Source organism: Actinomadura luteofluorescens, from assembly GCF_013409365.1.
GTDB lineage: Bacteria > Actinomycetota > Actinomycetes > Streptosporangiales > Streptosporangiaceae > Spirillospora > Spirillospora luteofluorescens.
The window spans coordinates 8,857,282-8,879,100 of record NZ_JACCBA010000001.1; the positions used below are offsets into that span (position 1 = coordinate 8,857,282).

Genomic DNA, 21,819 nt, shown 5'->3' on the forward strand with positions numbered 1-21,819 from the left:
CATGGGAACGCGTGCGGCCATCTCCCGGATCTACCGGGGCGAGATCAGCGCGGACATCGTCGGCCGGCCGAAGATCTGGTACACGATCTCCGGGCTGCTGCTGGCGCTGTCGATCGCGGGCCTGCTGGTGCAGGGCCTCAACTTCGGCGTGGAGTTCAAGGGCGGCTCCGTCTTCACCTTCAAGGCGCCGAGCGCGTCGATCGAGCAGGTGCGCAGCGCCGTCGGCGACGGCGGCGCCCACCAGGTGATCGTGCAGAAGGCGGGCGGCGACTGGCGGGTCACGACCGAGAGCCTGTCCTCCGACCGGGTCACCGAGGTCAAGACGAGCGTCTCCAAGGAGCTGACCGTCCCGGCCGACAAGGTCAGCACCCAGGTCGTCGGCGCCTCGTGGGGCGGTGAGATCCAGAAGAAGGCGTGGCAGGCGCTGCTCGTCTTCATGATCTTGATCATCGCCTACCTGTCGGTGGCGTTCGAGTGGCGGATGGCCGTGGCCGCGGTGGTCGCGCTCGTCCACGACCTGGTGATCACGGCGGGCATCTACGCCTGGTCGGGCTTCGAGGTGACCCCGGCCACGCTGCTCGGCTTCCTGACGATCCTCGGCTACTCGCTGTACGACGCGGTCGTCGTCTTCGACATGATCAAGGAGGTTACCAAGCCGCTCGGCCCGACCTCCAGGACGACCTACAGCGAGGCTGCCAACCAGGCGCTCAGCAGCACCCTGGTCCGCTCGCTGAACACCTCCCTGGTGGCGATCCTGCCCGTCGGCGCGATCCTGTTCATCGGGACGACGCTGTTCGGCGCCGGCACGCTGAAGGACCTGTCGCTCGCCCTGTTCGTCGGCATGATCGTCGGCACCTACTCCTCGATCTGCGTGGCGACGCCGCTGCTCGTCCAGTTCAAGGAGCGCGAGCCGAAGTACAAGCAGATCCGGGAGAACATCGCCCGGCGCGAGCAGAGCACCAAGCGCGCGGCCAAGACCAAGGTCAAGGCCGGAGCCGGCGCCTCCGCCGCCTCGGCGGAGGACGCCCCGTCCGACGACGACGCCGGCGAGCGCGCCGACCAGGACGTTTCCGACGTCCGCAGCACGGTCACCGTGCGGAAGGTCGTGCAGAGCGGGTCGCGGCAGCAGCCGAAGCGCGGGTCGCGGCAGCAGCGCCGCGGCGGCAAGTAGGGCGGGGACGGAGTGGACCTCGGCAAGCTGATCCAGGAGCGGATCCGCGACATCCCCGACTATCCCAAGCAGGGGGTGATGTTCAAGGACATCACCCCTCTGCTGGCCGACCATGTGGCGTTCGCCGGGGTGGTCGACGCGGTGGTCAACCACCACGGCCGCGGCACCATCGACAAGATCGTCGGTATCGAGGCCCGCGGATTCATCCTCGCCGCGCCCGTCGCCTACCACTTCGGGGCGGGCTTCGTCCCGGTGCGCAAGAAGGGGAAACTGCCCTCGGCGACGGACGCGGAGACCTATGATCTCGAGTACGGGAGCGAGACGATCGAGATCCATCTCGACGCCTTCGAACCCGGCGACCGGGTACTGATCGTCGACGACGTCCTGGCCACCGGAGGCACGGCCAGGGCCACCGCCGAACTCGTACGGCGGGGCGGCGGCGAGGTCGTCGGACTGTCGGTCCTCCTTGAGCTGTCGTTCCTGCACGGACGCGACAAGCTGGGGAATCTGGACGTTCATTCCCTGGTTACGGTCTAGTACGAAATAGGGCCGGATACACTGACGCCATCAGGGTCCGGGTGGGAACGGGCGCGGCCCGCGCGACGGCGGGTGCGGCGCCCGGGGTGGACTAGGGAGGCTGGGTGCCAGGTGAGGTGGTATCGACAGACGCGGTGAACACCGCCGCCGAGCAACGGCGCGCGCCACCACCGCCCGACGTCCGGCCGCCCGAGCCCGACGAGCCCGCCGCGCGGACGCCCGCGTCCGCCCCGCCCGTCCAGCCCTCGTCGAGATCCGATGCCCCCCCTGCTCCAGGCCCTGGCGCCACCCCGGACGGCGATGACGCGTCCGGGTCCGCCGTCCCGTCCAGGCCCACGCCGGCCACGATCCCGCCGTCCGCCGCCCGGGTGCGCCGTAGGCTCGCCAGGTTGGGCGCCCAGCGCGGCCCCGCTATGAACCCGGTACTCGAACCACTGATCAAGACGGTCCGCAACACGCATCCGAAGGCGGACCTCCGGCTCATCGAGCGCGCCTACGACGTGGCCGCGCACTACCACCGGCACCAGAAGCGCAAGAGCGGCGACCCGTACATCACCCATCCGCTCGCGGTCGCCACCATCCTCGCCGAGCTCGGCATGAACACCGAGACGCTCTGCGCGGCGCTGCTGCACGACACCGTCGAGGACACCCCCTACACCCTCGACCAGCTCAGCGCCGAGTTCGGCGACGAGATCGCCGCCCTGGTCGACGGCGTCACCAAGCTCGACAAGGTCAAGTACGGGGAGGCCGCGGAGGCCGAGACCGTCCGCAAGATGGTCGTGGCGATGTCCCGCGACATCCGCGTCCTGGTGATCAAGCTCGGCGACCGGCTGCACAACATGCGCACGCTGCGCTACATGCCGCGGCACAAGCAGGAGAAGAAGGCCCGCGAGACCCTGGAGGTGTTCGCGCCGCTCGCGCACCGCCTCGGGATGAACACGCTCAAGTGGGAGCTGGAGGACCTCGCGTTCGCCACGCTGTACCCCAAGCGGTTCGACGAGATCGCCCGCCTGGTGTCCGAGCGCGCCCCGCGCCGCGACGTCTACCTGCAGGAAGTGATCGAGAACGTCTCCACCGACCTGCGCGAGGCCCGGATCAAGGCCACCGTGACGGGCCGGCCGAAGCACTACTACTCGATCTATCAGAAGATGATCGCGCGGGACGTCAGCTTCGACGACATCTACGACCTGGTCGGCATCCGGGTCCTCGTCGACAGCGTCCGCGACTGCTACGCCGCCCTCGGCTCGATCCACGCGCGATGGAACCCGGTCCCCGGCCGGTTCAAGGACTACATCGCGATGCCGAAGTTCAACATGTACCAGTCGCTGCACACGACGGTGATCGGCCCGGAGGGCAAGCCCGTCGAGCTGCAGATCCGCACCTGGGGCATGCACCGCCGCGCCGAGTACGGCGTCGCCGCGCACTGGAAGTACAAGGAGGAGACGGTCGGCGGCCGCAAGGCCGGTGACATGCAGTGGCTGCGCCAGCTCCTCGACTGGCAGAAGGAGACCGCCGACCCGGCCGAGTTCCTGGAGTCGCTGCGCTTCGACCTGTCGGTCTCCGAGGTGTTCGTGTTCACGCCCAAGGGCGACGTGATCGCGCTGCCGCAGGGCGCCACCCCCGTCGACTTCGCGTACGCGATCCACACCGAGGTCGGGCACCGATGTATCGGCGCCCGTGTCAACGGCCGTCTCGTCCCCCTCGAATCGACCCTCGACAACGGCGACACCGTCGAGGTCTTCACCTCCAAGTCGCAGGACGCGGGCCCGAGCCGCGACTGGCTCGGCTTCGTCAAGAGCGCCCGCGCCCGCAACAAGATCAAGCACTGGTTCTCCAAGGAGCGCCGCGACACCGCGATCGAGTCCGGCAAGGACGCCATCGCCCGCGCGATGCGCAAGCAGAACATGCCGCTGCAGCGGATGATGTCCGGTGAGGCCCTCCTCGCCCTCGCCCGCGACATGCGCTACCCGGACGTGTCGTCCCTGTACGCGGCCGTGGGCGAGAGCCAGGTCTCCGCGCAGCACGTCGTGCAGCGCCTGGTCGACGCCCTCGGCGGCGTGGAGAGCGCCGAAGAGGACCTCGCCGAGATCGCGCTGCCGACGCGCCGCAAGCGCAGCCGTCCCGCCGGCGATCCGGGCGTCGTCGTCGCCGACGACCCGGACGTGTGGGTCCGGCTGTCGCGCTGCTGCACCCCGGTGCCCGGCGACGACATCGTCGGCTTCGTGACCCGCGGCCACGGCGTCTCCGTCCACCGCTCCGACTGCGCGAACGTCGAGAGCCTGCGGTCGCAGCCCGACCGCCTGATCGACGTCAAGTGGTCCCCGGGCGAGGACTCGGTGTTCCTCGTCGCGATCCAGGTGGAGGCGCTCGACCGGCCCCGCCTGCTGTCGGACGTGACCCGCGTCCTGTCCGACCAGCACGTCAACATCCTGTCGGCGTCGGTCACCACGACCCGCGACCGCGTCGCCGTCAGCCGCTTCACCTTCGAGATGGGCGACCCGAAGCATCTCGGCCACGTGTTGAAGGCCGTCCGCTCCATCGACGGCGTCTACGACGTCTACCGGGTGACCAGCGGCGCCACCAAGTAGAGGCCCGTACACGCGAAGGGGCGGCCGCGCCTGCGGCCGCCCCTTCGCGTACGGGTCAGTTCTCGGCGGGCTCGTCCTCGGGGACGAAGTCGACCCCGGCCTCCGCGCGCTGCTCCGGGGTGATGGGGGTCGGCGCGGCGGTCAGGGGGTCGTGGCCGGAGGCGGCCTTCGGGAAGGCGATCACGTCGCGGATCGACTCCTGGCGGGCGAGGAGCATGACCACCCGGTCCCAGCCGAACGCGATGCCGCCGTGCGGGGGCGGGCCGAACTTGAACGCCTCCAGCAGGAAGCCGAACTTCGACTCCGCCTCCTGCTTGGACAGGCCCAGCACGTCGAAGACGCGCTGCTGCATCTCGGCGCGGTGGATACGGATGGAGCCGCCGCCGATCTCGTTCCCGTTCAGGACGAGGTCGTAGGCGTCGGCGAGGGCGGTGCCCGGGTCGTCGTGGAAGGTGTCGGCGTACTCGGGCTTGGGCGCGGTGAACGGGTGGTGCACCGACGTCCAGCCGATCTGCTCGCCCTTGTCGTCCTCGACGGGCTCGAAGATCGGCGCGTCCACGACCCAGACGAACTTCCAGGCGGACTCGTCGATGAGGCCGCGGCGGCGGCCGATCTCCAGGCGGGCGGCGCCGAGGAGCTCCTGCGTGGAGTGCCGCTTGCCGGCGCCGAAGAAGACCGCGTCGCCGGGGGAGGCGCCGGTCTTGGCGGCGAGGCCCGCCTTCTCGGTGTCGGAGAGGTTCTTGGCGACCGGGCCGCCGAGGGTGCCGTCCTCCTGGACGAGCACGTAGGCGAGGCCGCGGGCGCCGCGGGCCTTCGCCCAGTCCTGCCAACCGTCCAGTTCCTTGCGGGTTTGGGACGCGCCGCCGGGCATGACGACCGCGCCGACGTAGGGGGCCTGGAACACGCGGAAGGACGTGCCGGCGAAGTACTCGGTCATGTCGGTCAGCTCGTTGCCGAACCGCAGGTCGGGCTTGTCGGAGCCGTAGCGGGCCAGCGCGTCGGCATAGGTGATGTGGGGGATCGGGCGGGGGATCTCGTACCCGGCGATCTCCTTCCACAGGCGCGCCACGAGGTCCTCGCCGACCGTCAGGACGTCGTCCTGGTCGACGAAGGACATCTCGATGTCGATCTGGGTGAACTCGGGCTGCCGGTCGGCGCGGAAGTCCTCGTCGCGGTAGCAGCGGGCGATCTGGTAGTAGCGTTCGAGGCCGCCGACCATGAGGAGCTGCTTGAACAGCTGCGGCGACTGGGGGAGCGCGTACCAGTGGCCCGGCTGGAGCCGGACGGGGACGAGGAAGTCGCGGGCGCCCTCGGGGGTGGACCGGGTGAGGGTGGGCGTCTCCACGTTCACGAACCCGTGCTCGCGCATCACCTCGTGCGTCAGGAACGAGGCCTCCGAGCGGACCTTCATCGCCCGCGCGACGCTCTCGCGGCGCAGGTCGAGGTAGCGGTACTTGAGGCGGATCTCCTCGTTGACGTTGACGTCGCCCTCGATGGGGAACGGCAGCGGCGCCGCGTCGGAGAGCACCTCGATGCGGGCGGCGGCGACCTCGACGTCGCCGGTGGGGAGCTCGGGGTTCTCGTTGCCCTCCGGCCGGACGCGGACCTCGCCGACGACCTTGACGCAGTACTCGGCGCGCAGGTCGTGCGCGGTGTCCTCCTCGCGGAAGACGACCTGCGCGGTGCCGGAGGCGTCGCGCAGGTCGATGAACGTGACGCCGCCGTGGTCGCGGCGGCGGCCGACCCAGCCGGCCAGCGTTACCTGCTGCCCGGCGTGCTCCTTGCGGAGCGTGCCCGCCTCATGGGTGCGGATCATTTCGAGAGCCTTTCCTTCAACGTCGTGGTGAGGTCGGTGAGCGGGACGGCGGTCTGCTCGCCCTCGGCCAGGTCCTTGACCTGGGCGACGCCGTCCGCGATATCTCGCTCCCCGAGGATCACGGCGTACCGGGCGCCCGAGCGGTCCGCGTCCTTCATGGCGCCCTTCAGCCTCTTGCCGCCGAACGCCATGTCGGCCGCGATCCCGGCGCGGCGCAGCTCGTCGACGAGCGCGAACATGCGCCGCTCGGCGGTGTCGCCGAGCGCCACGCCGAACGCCTCGCAGCGCGGCTCGGCGGCGAAGGCGGGGCCCTGCCCGTCCGACGACTCGGCCTCCAGCGCGAGGACCGTGCGGTCCAGGCCGAGCCCGAACCCGATTCCCGGCAGCGGGGGGCCGCCGATGTCCTCCGACAGCCCGTCGTAGCGGCCGCCGCCGCCGATGCCGGACTGGGCGCCGAGCAGCGGGTGGTCGAACTCGTAGGTGGTGCGGGTGTAGTAGTCCAGGCCCCGGACGAGGGTGGGGGTGTCCTCCCACGTGATGCCGAGGTCGGCGAGCAGTTCCCGGACGCGGTCGTGGTGCGCCTTGCACGCCGGGCACAGGTGGTCGGCCATCAGCGGTGCGCCCGCGAGCTGCTCGCGGACCTTCGGGCGCTTGTCGTCCAGCACCCGCAGCGGGTTGATCTCGACGCGGGCGCGGGTGTCGTCGTCCAGGTCCAGGCCGCGCAGGAAGTCCTGCAGCAGGGCCCGGTAGGCGGGGCGGCACTCCTTGCAGCCGAGCGAGTTCAGCAGCAGCCGCACCCGGGTCAGGCCGAGGGACCGGTACCAGTTCCACGCGATCGCGATCGTCTCGGCGTCGACCTGCGGGTCCTCGCTGCCGATCGCCTCCAGGTCGAGCTGGTAGAACTGCCGGTAGCGGCCCTGCTGCGGGCGCTCGGCCCGGAACGCGGGCCCGGTGGTCCACACCTTCACCGGCAGCGAGCCCTTGTGCAGGTTGTTCTCCAGGACGGAGCGCAGCACCGACGCGGTGAACTCGGGGCGCAGCGTCAGGGACCTGCCGCCCCTGTCCTCGAAGGTGTACATCTCCTTGGACACCACGTCGGTGGACTCGCCGACGCCGCGCCGGAACAGGTTGGTGTCCTCGAACACCGCCAGTTCCAGGTAGCCGTAACCGGCCAGCCTCGCCTGCTCGGCGAAGGCCTCCCGGATGGCGTAGAAGAGGTCCGCGCGCGGCGGGACGTATTCGCTGACCCCCTTCGGGGCCCGGAAACTCGAACTCATGGTCTTTTAGATCAGAATCCCTTGTCAGGTCCGTCCGCGGGCACCAACTCCGAAAGGAACGGATTGGTCACACGCTCGCGGCCGATTGTGGTCTGGTCGCCGTGGCCGGGCAGGACGGCCGTCTCGTCGGGCATCGTGAGGCACACCCGGGACAGGCTGGCGAGGATCTGCTCGTACGATCCGCCCGGCAGGTCGGTGCGCCCGATGGAGCCGGCGAACAGCAGGTCGCCGGTGAACATCACGTCCGGGATCTGCTGGGCCTTCGGCGTCCGGAACGTCACCGACCCGGGCGTATGGCCCGGGGCGTGGTCGACGGTGAAGCTCAGCCCGGCCAGCTCCAGCACCGCCCCGTCGGACAGTTCGCGCACGTCGTCGGGCTCGGACAGCTCCAGGCCCCCGAACAGCTGCTGCCCGGCGCCCAGGGACAGGCCCTTGGCCGGATCGGTCAGCAGGTCGCGGTCGTCGGGATGGACGTAGGCCGGGACGTCCTTGGCGCCGCAGACCGGGGCCACCGACCAGACGTGGTCGAGATGGCCGTGCGTCAGCAGCACCGCGACCGGCTTCAGCCGGTGCTCGCGCAGGAGCTCCTCGATCCCGGCCTCGGCGTCCTGCCCGGGATCGATGATCACGCACTCCTCACCGGCGGCGGGCGCCACGACATAGCAGTTCGCGGCGAACGATCCAGCGGGGAACCCGGCGACGAGCACGGTCGTCCTTCCTTAGAACCATCTCGGGTGGGCGTGTTCGAGGGTACCGGCGCGGCCACGGCCACCGCGAACGAGTTGGCGCGGCCGACGTGTCGCGGGGCGCGGCCCGCCGGGGCCGCGGCCGGGCGGGACGGCGCTCCCTGAACGCGGAGACGCTTTTACTCCCGGGTACCGCTACTATGCGCTGCACGTTCACCTGATCACACCGGAGAGGCGAGGCACGTGGCGGCGAAGGACCGCAAGAAGCAGCTCGCGCGGCAGCGCTACGAGCGCCAGCAGCAGCGGCAGGCGCAGGAGGCGGCGCGGGCGCGCCGACTCAAGATCATCTCCGCCGCGGCGGTGGTGGCGGTCATCGTCGTCGGCGGCGCCGCGTTCATGGTGCTCACCAAGGACGACGAGTCCACCGCGGCCGGGCCGCGGTGCACCTACAAGGCGGCCCAGCAGGACGGTGCGCCCAAGGGTGTCGGCACCCCTCCGGGCAAGCCCGCCTACACGGACGTCGTCCAGACGACGATGAAGACCAACCAGGGCGACGTGGAGGTGCAACTGTACGGCGGCAAGGCCCCGTGCACGGTCAACTCCTTCACGTACCTGGCGCAGAAGAACTTCTTCGACAAGACCTCGTGCCACCGGCTGACGAGCGGCGGGCTCAACGTCCTGCAGTGCGGCGACCCGACCGCGAAGGGCACCGGCGGCCCGGGCTACCAGTTCGCCAACGAGAACACCAACGGCGCCATGTACACCGAGGGCACGCTCGCCATGGCGCACAGCAGCCTGCCGGACTCCAACGGCAGCCAGTTCTTCATGGTCTACAAGGACTCGCAGCTCCCGCCGGACTACACGGTGTTCGGGAAGATCACCAAGGGGCTGGACGTGCTGAAGAAGATCGCCGACGCGGGTTCGGACCCCAAGGGCGACGGCAAGCCCAAGAAGAAGGTAGAGATCCAGGACGTCACGATCGCCGGGAAATAGGCGAACGGGATACTAAGGTGTGGAGGGTCCGGTCGCCGTGAGCGCGTCCGGACCCGCGATTCAGGAGGCAAGGGTGTCCAGCGCGACCGATCCCTGGGGCCGGGTGGACGAGGACGGCACCGTCTATGTGAGGACGGCCGACGGCGAGCGGGTCGTCGGCTCCTGGCAGGCCGGCGCGCCCGAAGAGGCCCTGTCCTACTTCAAGCGCAAGTACGACGCGCTCGCCACCGAGATCGGCCTGCTCGAACAGCGGGTCCGCACCACCGACCTGCAGCCGGCCCAGGCCCAGCAGGGCATCGACCGGCTGCGCGAGGCCGTCTCCGATGCGCACGCCGTCGGCGACCTCGACGCCCTCCTGCGCCGCCTGGAGGGCCTGTCGCAGCAGGTCGGGAGGCGCCGCGAGGAGGTCAAGGCCCAGCGCGAGCAGCACCGGCACGAGGCCCGCGAGGTCAAGGAGCGGATCGTCGCCGAGGCCGAGCGCATCGCGGTCGAGGAGACGCACTGGAAGAACGGCGGCGAGCGCCTGCGCCTGCTGGTCGAGGAGTGGAAGGCCGCCGACCGCATCGACCGCCCCACCGAGACCGCGCTGTGGAAGCGGCTGTCGGCCGCCCGCAACGCCTTCACCAAGCGACGCAAGGCCTACTTCGCCACCCTCGACGACCAGCGCGAGGAGGCCCGGCGGGAGAAGGAGCGCCTCGTCACCGAGGCCGAGGCGATGTCGGGCTCCACCGACTGGGGCGACACGGCCGCCGCCTACCGCGACCTGATGCGCCGCTGGAAGCTGGCCGGGCGCGCCTCCCGGGACGCCGAGGAGGACCTGTGGGCCCGCTTCAAGGGCGCCCAGGACACCTTCTTCCAGGCCCGCGGCGCGGCGTTCGCCGAGCGCGACGCCGAGTTCCGCGGCAACGCCGAGGAGAAGGAGAAGATCCTCGCCGAGGCCGAGCGGCTTCTGCCGGTGCGGGACGTCCGGCAGGCTCGCCAGTCCCTGCGCGCGGTCCAGGAGCGCTGGGAGGCCGCCGGGATGGTGCCGCGCGACCAGCGCGACCGGCTGGAGGGGCGGCTCCGCAAGATCGAGGAGGCCGTCCGCTCCGCCGAGGAGAACGAGTGGCGCCGCACCAACCCCGAGGCCCGCGCCCGCGCCGAGGCCACGGTGGGCCAGCTGCGCAGCTCCATCGAGCAGCTGGAGAAGCGGCTCGGCAAGGCCCGCGAGGCCGGCCGCCAGAAGGACGTCAAGGAGGCCGAGGAGGCGCTCAGCGCCCGCCGCGCCTGGCTCGAAGAGGCCGAGCGCACCCTCGCCGAGTTCTCCTGAGCCTCTCGCCGCCTTCCTAGGCCGTGCGGCCCAGGAAGGCGAGCATGCGCGTCTGCTCGTCCGCCCCGCGCGGGGCGGGCAGGGGCGGCGCCAGGTGTCCCTCGCTCCGCAGCGACGCGGCGACCACCTGGGCCGTGGCGAACGCGTGGTGGACGAGGTCCGGGTCGAGGCGCGACGGCTGGCCCGTCGCCCGGGCCAGGTCCCAGGCGTGCACCAGCGGCTCCAGGATGTAGCCCTCCAGGAAGTCGCCCAGCGGCAGCTCGCCCAGCCCGTCGAACGGGATGGGCCGGCCGAGCGCGTCGGGGGTGAGGGCCGCCGCGCACTCCTTGCGGGCCGCCCGCCAGCTCATCAGGACGTCGCCCGCGACGAACCGCGCGGGGTCGGCGTTGACGTCGGGCTCGGGCTCTCCCGAGGCCAGCGCCCGGACCAGGAACTGGCCGCCGGTCACGTGGCCGGCGACGTCCCGGGCGGTCCACCCCGCGCAGGGCGAAGGCACGTCCCACCCGTCGCGGGCGACGCCGGCCACCAGGCCCTCGAAGAGGTCGAGGGCCCGGTGGTAGCCGCTGAGGTTGTGAGCCATGGTGGTCAGTGACGCGCGATCCGGCGGCCCTGTCAAGCGCTATCGCGAAGGTCGCGGGTCCCGGCTCACGCGGCGGGGGAGCCGCGCTGCCGGAGCATCGCGTTCATCTGCGTGATCTCCGCCTGCTGCCCTTCCGCCATCGTGCGGGCCAGCCGCCGCACCCGGTCGTGCCCGGTGCGCTCCAGCACCGCCCGCGCCATGCCCACTCCGCCCCGGTGGTGCGCGACCATCAGCTTCAGGAACAGCATTTCGGCGGCGCGGCCGGACGCCTTCTCCAGGTCGGCGAGCTGTCCGCGGGTCGCCATGCCCGGCATGGCGGCCGCGCCGCCCCGGTGGCCGCCGTGCCCGGACATCCAGCGCATGCGGCCGGACGGGTCGGCCTTGGGCACGCCCCACTCGTCCAGCCAGGCCGTCATCATGCCGATCTGGGCGGACTGGGTGTTGATGATGTCGTAGGCCAGCAGCCGGGTCTCGGGATCGTCCGTGCGGTCCCTGACGATGAACGACATCCGCACCGCCTGCGCGTGGTGCACGCTCATGTCGCGGGCGAACCCGGCTTCGGGGCCGTCCGTGCCGGGCCGCTCCGAGCGGAAGACGGCGAGCGCGACCAGGACGGCGCCCGCGAGCAGGACCAGGGCCGCGAGGACGACGGTGACACGCCGCCCCCGCGGCGCCGCGGGGGCCTCGCTCACGGGGCGTCCTTGCCGCCGGAGCAGGCCGCGCCCGGCTCGGGGGTCTGCGGGCCCTTCACGAAGGCCCGCAGGAACTGGTCCACCCGGGTGTCGGTGGCCTGCTGGAGCTTCACCTGCCTGCCCCACGCGGTGAGCGTGACCGGCGAGTCCTGGTCCGGGTAGGGGCTGAGCAGCGTGTAGTCGGTCGCGGAGACGTTCCCCTTGAGCGCGTCGAGCTGGTCCGCGGGGAGGCCGGGCCGGTAGGTGATCCAGACGGCGCCGTGCTCCAGCGAGTGGACGGCGTGCTCGTTCAGCAGCGGCGTCTCGTAGACGCGGCCGTCGCAGTTCTGCCAGACGGGGTTGTGGTCGCCGCCCATGGGCGGATCGGTGTCGTACTTGACGCTGCCGCCGACGTGGCCGCGGCCGAGCCCGTCCTTGGTCACCAGGCCGCGGATGGAGGAGGAGCCGTCGGCGGACGACGACCTGGTCTGCATGAACGTGAAACCGATGGCGACGACCGCCACCAGGCCGATCACCGCGAAGAACACGATGCCTCCCCACGGGACCTCGCGCTGCGTCAGCGCGTTCTTCGTGGCGGTCTTGCCGCGCGCGTTCTGGTGATGCGCGTTCTTGTTACGGGCGCTCTTGGACATGCGGGCGTCCTCTCAGGGGTGCTGTAGGTCAGAACGGACAGGGCCGCGCCGCACCGGCGAAGGCACGATGCGGGCGGGCGAACGGCCGAAGGGCCGGTCCGTCTACAGCCGGAGGACCTGGAGGGAGGGCGGCGACGCGGGGACGATCCGGGTGCAGGGCGGCGGGGCGAACGCCCAGCCGATGCGCGCGGGCAGGCGGGAGAAAGGCCGGCGCAGCACGGCGGCCAAGCCCAGCAGGACCAGGGTGAACAGGACGGCCAGGCACAGGCACACGTCCATGGGGGCGTGCGCGGGCAGCCTCAGCGGGGAGACGGCCGACACGCCCTCTGCGGGGCCGTGAGGGCCGTGGAGCGTCCCGGCCCCGGCGCCCGGCTGCTCGTGGCCGGTGGACGCCGAGAGGGCGCCGACGGGAACGCTCACGGCGTGCTGGGTGCACACGCGCGGCGGGGGAGCGTGGCCCAGCCCGTAGCTGAACACCAGCCCGCCCACGGCGAAGAGCGCCACGAGCAGCCCTGCCGGCCCGTGGCGTCGACGGGGGGCCGTACCGGACACCGTCACGCTCCTGATCGCGTCTTCCGGGCTGTTCCAACGCCGCAGCCGCCCTCCGGGTTCCCGCCCGCCGCCCTTCGGAGAACCGCGCGGCCGCCCGCCGTGGAGCTGCGGGACCGTCCGGGACCGTCCGCGCCGCGAGATAGTGTCGGAGCGTGACCAGCAGGGCGGAATCGGGCGAGCCGGAGGGCCTTTTCGACGCTCCGGAGCGGGACGGGGCGGTCCCGGCGGACGTGCGGGCCTCGCCGCCGATGGCGCCGGCCCGGGGCGGCGCGGAGCAGCCCCTCGCCGTCCGGATGCGGCCCCGCGCCCTCGACGAGGTCGTCGGGCAGGGCCACCTGCTCGGCCCGGGCACGCCGATCCGGCAGCTCGTCGACCGTGACGTGCCCATGTCGCTCGTGCTGTGGGGCCCGCCCGGAACGGGCAAGACCACCCTCGCCACCGTCGTCAGCCACGTCACCTCCCGCCGCTTCGTGGAGGTCTCCGCGGTCAGCGACGGCGTCAAGCGCGTCCGCGCCGAGATCGACCTGGCGCGCCGCGAGCTCGGCATGACGGGCCGGCAGACGGTCCTGTTCGTCGACGAGGTGCACCGCTTCAACAAGGCCCAGCAGGACGCCCTGCTGCCCGCCGTGGAGAACCGCTGGGTGTCCTTCATCGGCGCCACCACCGAGAACCCGTTCTTCTCCGTCATCAGCCCGCTGCTGTCGCGCTCCCTGCTGCTCACCCTGGAGCCGCTCGGCGAGGACGACCTGCGCGAGGTGATCCGCCGCGCCCTCGCCGAGGAGCGCGGGCTGAACGGGGCGGTCACCCTCGACCCCGCCGCGGAGGACCACCTCATCCGGCTGGCCGGCGGCGACGCCCGCCGCACCCTCACCTACCTGGAGGCCGCCGCGCTCGTCGTCGACGACGGCGGCGCGATCGACGCGGACGTGCTGGAGAGGGCCGTCGACCGGGCCGCCGTCCGCTACGACCGTGAGGGCGACCAGCACTACGACGTCATCAGCGCGTTCATCAAGAGCATCCGCGGCAGCGACGTCGACGCGGCGCTGCACTACCTCGCCCGCATGATCGAGGCCGGCGAGGACGCCCGGTTCATCGCCCGGCGGCTGATCGTGCACGCCAGCGAGGACGTCGGCATGGCCGACCCGACCGCCCTGCAGACCGCGGTCGCCGCCGCGCAGGCGGTGGAGTTCGTCGGCCTGCCCGAGGCCCGCATCAACCTGGCCCAGGCGGTGATCCACCTCTCCCTCGCGCCGAAGTCCAACGCGGTGATCACGGCGGTGGACGGCGCGCTCGGCGACGTCCGCAAGGGGCTCGCCGGGCCCGTCCCGGGGCACCTGCGCGACGCCCACTACAAGGGCGCCGCGAAGATCGGGCACGGGCAGGGCTACAAGTACGCGCACGACCACCCCGGCGGCGTGGTCCGCCAGCAGTACGCGCCCGACGCGGTCGACGGACGGGAGTACTATCGCCCGACCAGGCACGGCGCGGAAGCCCGGTTCACCGAGGTGCTCGCGCGGATCCGCTCCGTCCTGCGCGGCGCCGCGGACCGGCGATGATCGTTCTTCGCCGCCCGGTGCTCCCGCCAAGCGGCGCGGTGGACCGGTAAGGTCTGTCAGGCCATGCCCGGCCCCGTGCCGGCCTCACGCGAACGGAAAGCCCTGATGCTTACTGGTGGACAGCTAGCAGGCCTCATCGTGGCCGTGTTCTGGGCGGTGCTCGTCTCGTTCATCGCGCTCACCCTGCTGAAGCTCTCCAAGCTCCTCGGCGAGGCCAGCGATCTCGTCCACGACATCGGCGAGCAGGCCGGCCCGCTGATGGACGACATGACCCGGACGGTGAAGCGCGCCAACGAGCAGCTCGGCCGGACCGACGTCATCACCAAGCAGGTCGCCGGCGTCACCCAGAACGTCTCGGCCGTGACCACCGTGATGACCTCGGTGGTCGGCGGGCCGCTGGTGAAGGCCGCCGCCTTCTCCTACGGCGTCCGCAAGGCCCTCGGCAACCGCGACGGGGAGGAGCGCGCCGCGTCCGGACGTCCGGAGCTGCCGGCCCGCTCCCCGGGCAGGGGGCGCAGATGAGGCGGCTGTTCTGGCTCTCGGTCGGCGCCGGCGCCGGGGTCTACGCCACGCACCGCGTCAAGCGGCGCGTGGAGCGCTTCGCGCGCGCCCTGTCGCCCGAGAGCGTCGCGGCGCGGGCGGTGTCGACCGGGCAGGACGCCGGCGAGCGGTTGAGGCTTTTCGCCTCCGACGTCCGTACCGAGATGCGGGCCCGTGAGGAGGAGCTGCGCGAGGCCGTCCGCATGGACCAGGCCCCGCCGGACGGGGGGCCGCCGGCCCGCCGCGTGCTCAAGGCGAGATACACGATCATCGAGAACGACAAGGATGGCCACTGATATGGAGTCGGCAGAGGTCGCACGCCGCTTCCTCGGGTTCTTCGAGGAGCGCGGGCACACGGTGGTGCCCTCGGCCAGCCTGGTCGCCGAGGACCCGACCCTGCTTCTGGTCAACGCCGGCATGGTCCCCTTCAAGCCGTACTTCCTCGGCCAGCGCACCCCGCCGTCCCAGCGGATGACGAGCGCGCAGAAATGCGTGCGCACGCCCGACATCGAGGAGGTCGGCAAGACCACCCGGCACGCCACCTTCTTCCAGATGCTGGGCAACTTCTCCATCGGCGACTACTTCAAGGAGCAGGCGATCCCGTTCGCCTGGGAGCTGCTGACCCGGTCGCGGGACGAGGGCGGCTTCGGGTTCCCCGAGGACCGGCTGTGGGTCACCGTCTTCAAGGACGACGACGAGGCCCAGAACATCTGGCACGACAAGGTCGGTGTCCCCCTCGACCGCATCCAGCGGCGCGGCATGGAGGACAACTTCTGGTCGATGGGCGTGCCCGGCCCGTGCGGCCCCTGCTCGGAGATCTACTACGACCGCGGCCCCGAGTACGGCCGCGAGGGCGGTCCCGTCGCCGACGAGGACCGCTACCTGGAGGTCTGGAACCTCGTCTTCATGCAGTTCGAGCGGGGCCCCGGGGAGAGCAAGACCGACTTCCCGATCCTCGGCGACCTGCCGGCCAAGAACATCGACACCGGCATGGGCCTGGAGCGCATGGCGGCGATCCTGCAGGGCGTCGACAACATCTACGAGACCGACACCCTCTGGCGGGTCCTCGACCGCGCCGCAGGGCTGACCGGCACCGCCTACGGCCGCGACCACCGCGCGGACGTGTCGCTGCGCGTCGTCGCCGACCACGTCCGCAGCGGCACGATGATGGTCGCCGACGGCATCCGCCCCGGCAACGAGGGCCGCGGCTACGTGCTGCGCCGCATCCTGCGCCGCTCCATCCGCAACCTGCGCCTGCTCGGCGGGCAGGACGCCGGGCTCATGCACGAGCTGACCGCCGTCGCGATCCAGGCGATGGGCGAGCAGTACCCGGAGCTGGTGCGCACCGCCGCGAACATCCACACCGTCATCGACGCGGAGGAGGACTCCTTCCTCCAGACGCTGCGCACCGGCACCACGATCTTCGACACCGCCGTCGCGGACACCAAGCGCTCCGGCGGCGCGACCCTGGCGGGCGACCAGGCGTTCAAGCTGCACGACACCTACGGCTTCCCGATCGACCTCACCCTGGAGATGGCGTCCGAGCAGGGCCTCCAGGTCGACGAGGAGGGTTTCCGCCGGCTCATGAAGGAGCAGCGGGACCGCGCGAAGAAGGACGCCCGCGACAAGAAGACCGGCAACCTCGACGTGTCCGTCCTGGACGAGCTGCTCACCGGCGCCGGCGGCAGGGTCGACTTCACCGGCTACGGCAGCCTCGCCGGCGACGCCCGCCTCGTGGGGCTGCTGGTGAACGGCGCCAACGCGCCCGCCGCCGGGGAGGGCGCCGAGGTCGAGGTCGTCCTCGACCGCACCCCGTTCTACGCCGAGGGCGGCGGCCAGCTCGCCGACCACGGCCTGATCAGGTTCGGCAACGGCGCCGTGGTCGAGGTGACCGACGTGCAGGCGCCCCTCGCCGGGCTCGTCGTGCACCGCGGGCGCGTCCGCAGCGGCGAGGCGCAGGCCGGCGACACCGCCTACGCCGAGGTCGACGTGGAGCGGCGCCGGGCGATCTCCCGCTCGCACACCGCGACGCACATGGTGCACGCCGGGTTCCGCCGCGCCCTCGGCGAGTCCGCCGCGCAGGCCGGGTCGGAGAACTCGCCCGGCCGGTTCCGGTTCGACTTCACCGCGTCCGGCGCCGTCCCCGCCAGCGTGCTGCGCGACGTCGAGGACGAGGTCAACGAGGTCCTGGTCGGCGACCTGGACGTGCGCGCCTTCCACACCTCGATCGACGAGGCCCGCGCGATGGGCGCGCTCGCGCTGTTCGGCGAGAAGTACGGCGACGAGGTCCGGGTCGTCGAGGTCGGCGACTACTCCCGCGAGCTGTGCGGCGGCACCCACGTCGCCCGCAGTGGGCAGCTCGGCCTGGTCAAGGTGCTGGGCGAGTCGTCGATCGGCGCCGGCGTCCGGCGCGTCGAGGCGCTCGTCGGCATCGACGCCTTCCGCTTCCTGGCCCGCGAGAGCGTCCTCGTGGCGCAGCTCGCCGAGCAGATGAAGACCCGCAAGGAGGAGCTCCCCGAGCGCGTCTCCGGCGTGGTCGCCCGGCTGCGGGACGCGGAGCGGGAGCTGGAGAAGCTGCGCTCCCAGCAGGTCCTCGCGATCGCCGGGTCCCTCGCCGAGGGCGCCAAGGACGTGGGCGGCACCGCGTTCGTGGGGCACCGCGCCCCCGACGGCACCGGCGCCGACGACCTCCGCAAGCTCGCCGTCGACATCCGCGGCCGCCTCACCTCGCGCCCCGCGGTCGTGATGGTCGCCGGCATGCCGAAGGACCGTCCCGTCGTGGTCATCGCCGTCACCCAGGGCGCGCGCGACCGCGGCCTCAAGGCGGGCGCGCTCGTCGGCCTGGCCGCCAAGGCGCTCGGCGGAGGCGGCGGCGGCAAGGACGACCTGGCCCAGGGGGGCGGCGCCAACCCCGCCGCGATCGGCGATGCCCTCGCCGCCGTCGAGCAGGCGGTAGGGGCCGCGTGAGTCCGGCACGACGGGGCAGCAGAAGCGAGCCTCACCTCCGAGCGGAGGCGAGCCCATGAGGACGGGCGTCAGGCTCGGGGTCGATGTGGGAAGCGTGCGGGTCGGGGTCGCGCGATGCGATCCCGGCGGGATCCTGGCGTCCCCCCTGGAGACGGTGAAGAGCGGCAAAGGCGACGTCGACCGGCTCGTGGACCTCGTCGCCGAGCACGAGGCGATCGAGGTCGTCGTCGGCCTCCCCACCTCGCTGTCGGGCCGGGAGGGGCCGGCGGCGCAGTCGGCCCGCAGGTTCGCGGCGAGGCTCGCCGACCGCCTTCCCCCGGAGACGGTGCGGCTGCACGACGAGCGCCTCACCACCGTCACCGCCGAGAGCGGCCTGCGGGCCGGCGGCGTGCACGGCCAGGCGCGGCGCAAGGTGGTCGACCAGGCCGCCGCGGCGGTGCTGCTCCAGGCGGTCCTCGACGCCGAACGGTCGACCGGACGCCCCCCGGGTGAGATCGTCCAGGGGAGCTCATGAACGACTTGGACCTTTTCTCCGACCCGTACGGCGACGGGCCTCCGTCAGAGGAGACCTACGGCCGGCGTGACCAGCGGCGCCGGCGCAAGCGCCAGAAGCGCCGCCGGCGCAGCGGGCGCGCCGCCGCGCTGTTCGCGATGGCGTTCCTCGTGGCGGTGTTCGGCACCGGAGGCGTCCTCGGGTACGCGTGGCTCGACAACAAGTGGCACCCGCCGGACTACGAGGGCGCGGGCTCCGGCAAGGTCACCGTCCAGATCAAGGACGGCGCGACCGGGTCGGTGATCGGCACGACGCTGAAGCAGCACCGGGTCGTCAAGAGCTCCGAGGCCTTCGTGAAGACCTACAACAAGGAGACCCGCGCCTCCAGCATCCAGCCGGGGTTCTACCAGATGCGGCTGGAGATGTCCTCGGCCGCCGCGGTGGCGCTGCTGCTCGACCCGAAGTCGCGGGCCGGCAACCAGGTCGTGATCCCCGAGGGGCGGCGTGCCGTCGAGGTCTTCGAGCTGCTGGCGAAGAAGACCGGCATCTCCGTCAAGGAGTTCCAGGCGGTGGCGAAGCGCCCGAAGAACCTAGGGCTGCCCTCCTACGCGCGGGGCAAGGTCGAGGGTTACCTGTACCCGGGGCGCTACGACCTCGACCCGAACGGCTCGGCGGAGCAGATCCTCAAGGAGATGGTGGGGCGGTACACCAAGGAGGCCGCCAGCGTCGACCTGGTCGCCGAGGCGCGCAAGGCGCACATGAACCCGGCGACGGTCATCACGCTCGCCAGCCTGGTCCAGGCCGAGGGCGGCAAGCCCAGCGACCTGCCGAAGATCTCCCGCGTCATCTACAACCGGGTGGACAAGGGCATGAAGCTGCAGTTCGACACCACGGTCCTGTACGCGTTGAACGAGCGGCGGCTCACCGTCACGGAGAAGGACCTGCAGACCCCCTCGCCCTACAACACCTACCTGCACGCGGGCCTGCCGCCCGGCCCGATCTCCAACCCCGGGCCGGACGCGATCGAGGCGGCCCTGTCCCCGGAGGACGGGACGTGGCTGTACTTCATCGCCACCGACCCGACGAACAAGGTCACCAAGTTCGCCACGACGGAGCAGGAGCGGCTGGCGATCGAGAAGGAGTTCCGGGCCTGGCAGAAGGCGCACCCGGGCCAATGAGCGAGAGGACGGGCCGCCGCGCGGCGGTGCTGGGGTCGCCCATCGCCCATTCGCTGTCGCCGGTGCTGCACCGGGCGGCGTACGCGGCGATGGGGCTGGACGACTGGTCCTACGACGCGGTCGAGTGCGGCGAGGACGGCCTGGCCGCGCTCCTGGACGGGCTCGGGCCCGAATGGGCGGGGCTGTCGCTGACCATGCCGCTCAAACGCGTCGCGCTCGGCCTCGTCGACACGGTGTCGGACCTCGCGGCGAAGGTCGGCGGCGCGAACACGATCGTCCTGCGGGACGGGCGGCGGCACGGTGACAACACCGACGTGTACGGCATCGAGACGGCGCTCGGCGAGGCGGGGCTGAAGGCCCCGTCCGCGGCGCTGGTGCTGGGCGGCGGCGCGACGGCCGCGTCCGCGCTGGCCGCCCTCGCCGGGCTCGGCACGCGCGAGGCCGTCCTCGCGGTGCGGACGCCGGAGCGCGCCGCCGGCGCGGCCGAGGTGGGGGAGCGGTTCGGGCTCGCGGTCCGGGTCGTGCCGCTCGGCGAGGCACCCGCGCACCTGCCCGCGGAACTCGTCGTGTCGACCCTCCCCGGCGGGGCCGCCGACGTGTTCGCGGCGCCGGTCGCCGAGTCCGGCGCGGCCCTGTTCGACGTCGTGTACGCGCCGTGGCCCACGGCGCTCGCGGCGGCCGTCCAGCGCGCGGGCGGCACGGTCGTCAGCGGTTTCGCGATGCTCCTGCACCAGGCCGTCCGGCAGGTGGCCCTGATGACCGGCCGCGACGACGTGCCGGTGGAGGCGATGCGCGCCGCGGGCGAGGCGGAACTCGCCCGCCGGGCCTGACCCTCGGTCAGGGCGGGGCGCGCTGGGCGCGGCGCCGCTTCACCGACTCGTCGATGCTGGTGAGGACGATGGGCAGGATCACGCTGAGCCAGAAGTCCTTCCAGCCCCACGTTCCCGCGGCGACGCCGAGCGCGCTGCCGGCGCACACGAGGCTCAGCAGGAACACCGCCCAGTGCCGCTGGGCCAGGCCGACCGGGTCGATGAGGCGGCGGTGCGGGAGCATCTCGGCCAGCGGACGCTCCCGGGCGTGGGCGCGCTGCACGACCAGCGCGTCCGGCAGCCAGTGCAGGACGTCGGCGTTCCCCGCGAGAGGGATCCGCGACAGGGCGACCAGCGTCTCCAGCCGCCACCACAGCGTCCACAGCGAGGTGCGCCCGCTGCCCGGGTAGCCGTTCCAGCGCGGGTCGGCGACCTCCCCGCGCACCAGCGTCCGGAACGCTCGGGCGACGGTCGCTCCCTGCGGTCCGCGCGGGTCCCGCAGCAGCGCGGTGAGCGCGATCGGCAGCCCGTAGTGCCACAGGGCGAGCCGCCACACCGGTTCCGGTCCGGCGCCGCGCTCCGACACGGTGTGCGGCGAGACGCCGTAGGTCTCGATCCACGTGTGGTCGTCGTCGGGGTCGAGGTGTTCCAGCAGCCAGTCGTAGGCGTCCAGCAGCCGCTCGGTCCGCAGGCCGGGGCGCGCCTCGGCCAGCGTCACCAGCGCGAACGCGGTGTGCGTGACGGTGGGCCGGGACGCCTGCGTCGGGCCCCAGGCGGGACGGTGCGCGGTCCGGTCCGCCGTCAGCCACTCCACGCCGCGGTCGACGGCGGGATCGTAGGGGTTGAGCTGGCTGAGCGCGCGGAGCGCCAGGCACGTCAGCCACACCCGGGACGGGCAGCCGTGCAGCGAGCCCCATCCGCCGTCGGGGTTCTGGTTGTACAGCAGCCACCGGTAGGCGCGCTCCAGGTCGGGGGCGTCGTCGCGCAGGTCGCAGCGGGCGCGGGCGAGGAACCGCGCGATCCAGCCGGTCGCCTCGATCACCGGCATGCCGAGGCTGGTCTGGGTGGCCCAGCCGCCGTCGCGCAGCGGGTCGTCGGACCGGGTCTGCCGGGCGGCGAGGAGTTCCAGGCCGTCGTCGAAGTGCTCGAAGGCGCGCCCTGCCTCGGCGAACGCCATCAGCCCGACGGCGGTGGCGGTGGTGCCGGGTTCGGGGCGCGCGAGCTCGTGGTACCAGCCTCCGCCGGTGCCGAGGGCGGGGGCGTAGGTGTCGCGCAGGACGTCCAGCGACTCGTTCAGGCGGGCGTCGAGGACGGCCAGGTCGATGACCGGGACGTGGGCGCCGCGCCGCCGTGCGGCGGAGCGGACGGCGCGGGGCGCGGGGGGCGCCGGGGACGGGAGCGGGGGTGTCTGGTTCACGTTTCTGCCTTCTGCTCTTGTTGTTC

20 protein-coding genes are annotated in these 21,819 nt (G+C 72.3%); 12 read left to right on the plus strand and 8 right to left on the minus strand.

Annotated elements, in window-relative coordinates; genetic code table 11:
* The first annotated feature begins 1 nt into the window (after position 1).
* From secF to BJY14_RS40855, 3 genes are all read left to right on the plus strand, one after another.
* Positions 2-1,171 carry a protein translocase subunit SecF gene (gene secF, locus BJY14_RS40845; RefSeq protein ID WP_179848483.1) on the plus strand — a complete coding sequence of 390 codons (1,170 nt, stop codon included), beginning with the start codon at positions 2-4 and terminating at the stop codon, positions 1,169-1,171.
* A 12-nt stretch (positions 1,172-1,183) separates the two neighbouring features.
* Positions 1,184-1,708 carry an adenine phosphoribosyltransferase gene (locus BJY14_RS40850; protein WP_089316298.1) on the plus strand — a complete coding sequence of 175 codons (525 nt, stop codon included), beginning with the start codon at positions 1,184-1,186 and terminating at the stop codon, positions 1,706-1,708.
* Positions 1,709-2,121: 413 nt separating this feature from the next.
* A complete protein-coding gene (locus BJY14_RS40855; RefSeq protein WP_218907595.1) occupies positions 2,122-4,296 on the plus strand; it encodes a RelA/SpoT family protein in 2,175 nt (724 codons plus the stop codon).
* 55 nt (positions 4,297-4,351) lie between these two features.
* On the opposite strand, the gene aspS is transcribed toward BJY14_RS40855, so the two are convergent.
* The 3 genes from aspS to BJY14_RS40870 are packed head-to-tail and all read right to left on the minus strand — an operon-like array spanning position 4,352 to position 8,096.
* The gene (aspS, locus tag BJY14_RS40860) at positions 4,352-6,112 is read right to left on the minus strand and encodes an aspartate--tRNA ligase (protein ID WP_179848485.1); all 1,761 of its coding nucleotides are present in this window, start codon (positions 6,110-6,112) and stop codon (positions 4,352-4,354) included.
* Positions 6,109-7,389, minus strand: coding sequence for a histidine--tRNA ligase (gene hisS / locus BJY14_RS40865; protein WP_179848486.1), 1,281 nt, complete (start codon positions 7,387-7,389; stop codon positions 6,109-6,111). Before hisS ends, aspS begins: the two co-directional genes overlap by 4 nt.
* 11 nt (positions 7,390-7,400) lie before the next feature.
* Positions 7,401-8,096, minus strand: coding sequence for an MBL fold metallo-hydrolase (locus BJY14_RS40870; RefSeq protein WP_179848487.1), 696 nt, complete (start codon positions 8,094-8,096; stop codon positions 7,401-7,403).
* Between the two features lie 222 nt (positions 8,097-8,318).
* Here BJY14_RS40870 and BJY14_RS40875 point away from each other — a divergent pair, with 222 nt between their 5' ends.
* Together BJY14_RS40875 and BJY14_RS40880 are read left to right on the plus strand one after the other, a co-directional pair.
* A complete protein-coding gene (locus tag BJY14_RS40875) occupies positions 8,319-9,068 on the plus strand; it encodes a peptidylprolyl isomerase (RefSeq protein ID WP_179848488.1) in 750 nt (249 codons plus the stop codon).
* Positions 9,069-9,141: 73 nt separating this feature from the next.
* Positions 9,142-10,377 (plus strand): DUF349 domain-containing protein, encoded by a 1,236-nt coding sequence (locus BJY14_RS40880; RefSeq protein WP_179848489.1) that lies wholly within the window; start codon positions 9,142-9,144, stop codon positions 10,375-10,377.
* Positions 10,378-10,393: 16 nt separating this feature from the next.
* Here the strand turns inward: BJY14_RS40880 and BJY14_RS40885 are convergent, their stop codons facing one another.
* From BJY14_RS40885 to BJY14_RS40900, 4 genes are all read right to left on the minus strand, one after another.
* The gene (locus tag BJY14_RS40885; RefSeq protein ID WP_179848490.1) at positions 10,394-10,957 is read right to left on the minus strand and encodes a TIGR03086 family metal-binding protein; all 564 of its coding nucleotides are present in this window, start codon (positions 10,955-10,957) and stop codon (positions 10,394-10,396) included.
* Positions 10,958-11,022: 65 nt separating this feature from the next.
* The gene (locus BJY14_RS40890) at positions 11,023-11,649 is read right to left on the minus strand and encodes a DUF305 domain-containing protein (protein WP_179848491.1); all 627 of its coding nucleotides are present in this window, start codon (positions 11,647-11,649) and stop codon (positions 11,023-11,025) included.
* Entirely contained in the window at positions 11,646-12,281 is a 636-nt protein-coding gene (locus BJY14_RS40895; RefSeq protein WP_179848492.1) for a thioredoxin-like domain-containing protein, read from the minus strand. The genes BJY14_RS40890 and BJY14_RS40895 overlap by 4 nt, the downstream gene beginning before the upstream one ends.
* A gap of 102 nt (positions 12,282-12,383) precedes the next feature.
* A complete protein-coding gene (locus BJY14_RS40900) occupies positions 12,384-12,833 on the minus strand; it encodes a hypothetical protein (protein WP_179848493.1) in 450 nt (149 codons plus the stop codon).
* Positions 12,834-13,081: 248 nt separating this feature from the next.
* Between BJY14_RS40900 and BJY14_RS40905 the strand changes: the two genes are divergently transcribed.
* From BJY14_RS40905 to BJY14_RS40935, 7 genes are all read left to right on the plus strand, one after another.
* Positions 13,082-14,389 carry a replication-associated recombination protein A gene (locus BJY14_RS40905; RefSeq protein WP_179849951.1) on the plus strand — a complete coding sequence of 436 codons (1,308 nt, stop codon included), beginning with the start codon at positions 13,082-13,084 and terminating at the stop codon, positions 14,387-14,389.
* 105 nt (positions 14,390-14,494) lie between these two features.
* The gene (locus BJY14_RS40910) at positions 14,495-14,911 is read left to right on the plus strand and encodes a DUF948 domain-containing protein (protein WP_179848494.1); all 417 of its coding nucleotides are present in this window, start codon (positions 14,495-14,497) and stop codon (positions 14,909-14,911) included.
* On the plus strand, positions 14,908-15,225 hold the full coding sequence (locus BJY14_RS40915) for a hypothetical protein (protein ID WP_179848495.1): 318 nt from the start codon (positions 14,908-14,910) through the stop codon (positions 15,223-15,225). Before BJY14_RS40910 ends, BJY14_RS40915 begins: the two co-directional genes overlap by 4 nt.
* Position 15,226: 1 nt before the next feature.
* On the plus strand, positions 15,227-17,896 hold the full coding sequence (gene alaS, locus BJY14_RS40920) for an alanine--tRNA ligase (protein ID WP_179848496.1): 2,670 nt from the start codon (positions 15,227-15,229) through the stop codon (positions 17,894-17,896).
* A 55-nt stretch (positions 17,897-17,951) separates the two neighbouring features.
* A complete protein-coding gene (gene ruvX / locus BJY14_RS40925; protein WP_179848497.1) occupies positions 17,952-18,410 on the plus strand; it encodes a Holliday junction resolvase RuvX in 459 nt (152 codons plus the stop codon).
* A complete protein-coding gene (mltG, locus tag BJY14_RS40930; protein WP_179848498.1) occupies positions 18,407-19,567 on the plus strand; it encodes an endolytic transglycosylase MltG in 1,161 nt (386 codons plus the stop codon). The genes ruvX and mltG overlap by 4 nt, the downstream gene beginning before the upstream one ends.
* The gene (locus BJY14_RS40935) at positions 19,564-20,397 is read left to right on the plus strand and encodes a shikimate dehydrogenase (RefSeq protein ID WP_179848499.1); all 834 of its coding nucleotides are present in this window, start codon (positions 19,564-19,566) and stop codon (positions 20,395-20,397) included. Before mltG ends, BJY14_RS40935 begins: the two co-directional genes overlap by 4 nt.
* 7 nt (positions 20,398-20,404) lie before the next feature.
* Here the strand turns inward: BJY14_RS40935 and BJY14_RS40940 are convergent, their stop codons facing one another.
* The gene (locus tag BJY14_RS40940; RefSeq protein WP_179848500.1) at positions 20,405-21,793 is read right to left on the minus strand and encodes a prenyltransferase/squalene oxidase repeat-containing protein; all 1,389 of its coding nucleotides are present in this window, start codon (positions 21,791-21,793) and stop codon (positions 20,405-20,407) included.
* Positions 21,794-21,819 lie beyond the last annotated feature (26 nt).

Excerpts from the sequence above, each read along its gene's own strand:
- secF (WP_179848483.1), top strand. The coding sequence starts at position 2 with ATGGGAACGCGTGCGGCCATCTCCCGGATCTACCGGGGCGAGATCAGC.
- BJY14_RS40935 (WP_179848499.1), top strand. The coding sequence starts at position 19,564 with ATGAGCGAGAGGACGGGCCGCCGCGCGGCGGTGCTGGGGTCGCCCATC.
- BJY14_RS40885 (WP_179848490.1), bottom strand. The coding sequence starts at position 10,957 with ATGGCTCACAACCTCAGCGGCTACCACCGGGCCCTCGACCTCTTCGAG.
- BJY14_RS40905 (WP_179849951.1), top strand. The coding sequence starts at position 13,082 with ATGGCGCCGGCCCGGGGCGGCGCGGAGCAGCCCCTCGCCGTCCGGATG.
- alaS (WP_179848496.1), top strand. The coding sequence starts at position 15,227 with ATGGAGTCGGCAGAGGTCGCACGCCGCTTCCTCGGGTTCTTCGAGGAG.
- mltG (WP_179848498.1), top strand. The coding sequence starts at position 18,407 with ATGAACGACTTGGACCTTTTCTCCGACCCGTACGGCGACGGGCCTCCG.
- aspS (WP_179848485.1), bottom strand. The coding sequence starts at position 6,112 with ATGATCCGCACCCATGAGGCGGGCACGCTCCGCAAGGAGCACGCCGGG.
- ruvX (WP_179848497.1), top strand. The coding sequence starts at position 17,952 with ATGAGGACGGGCGTCAGGCTCGGGGTCGATGTGGGAAGCGTGCGGGTC.
- hisS (WP_179848486.1), bottom strand. The coding sequence starts at position 7,389 with ATGAGTTCGAGTTTCCGGGCCCCGAAGGGGGTCAGCGAATACGTCCCG.
- BJY14_RS40915 (WP_179848495.1), top strand. The coding sequence starts at position 14,908 with ATGAGGCGGCTGTTCTGGCTCTCGGTCGGCGCCGGCGCCGGGGTCTAC.
- BJY14_RS40895 (WP_179848492.1), bottom strand. The coding sequence starts at position 12,281 with ATGTCCAAGAGCGCCCGTAACAAGAACGCGCATCACCAGAACGCGCGC.
- BJY14_RS40855 (WP_218907595.1), top strand. The coding sequence starts at position 2,122 with ATGAACCCGGTACTCGAACCACTGATCAAGACGGTCCGCAACACGCAT.
- BJY14_RS40910 (WP_179848494.1), top strand. The coding sequence starts at position 14,495 with ATGCTTACTGGTGGACAGCTAGCAGGCCTCATCGTGGCCGTGTTCTGG.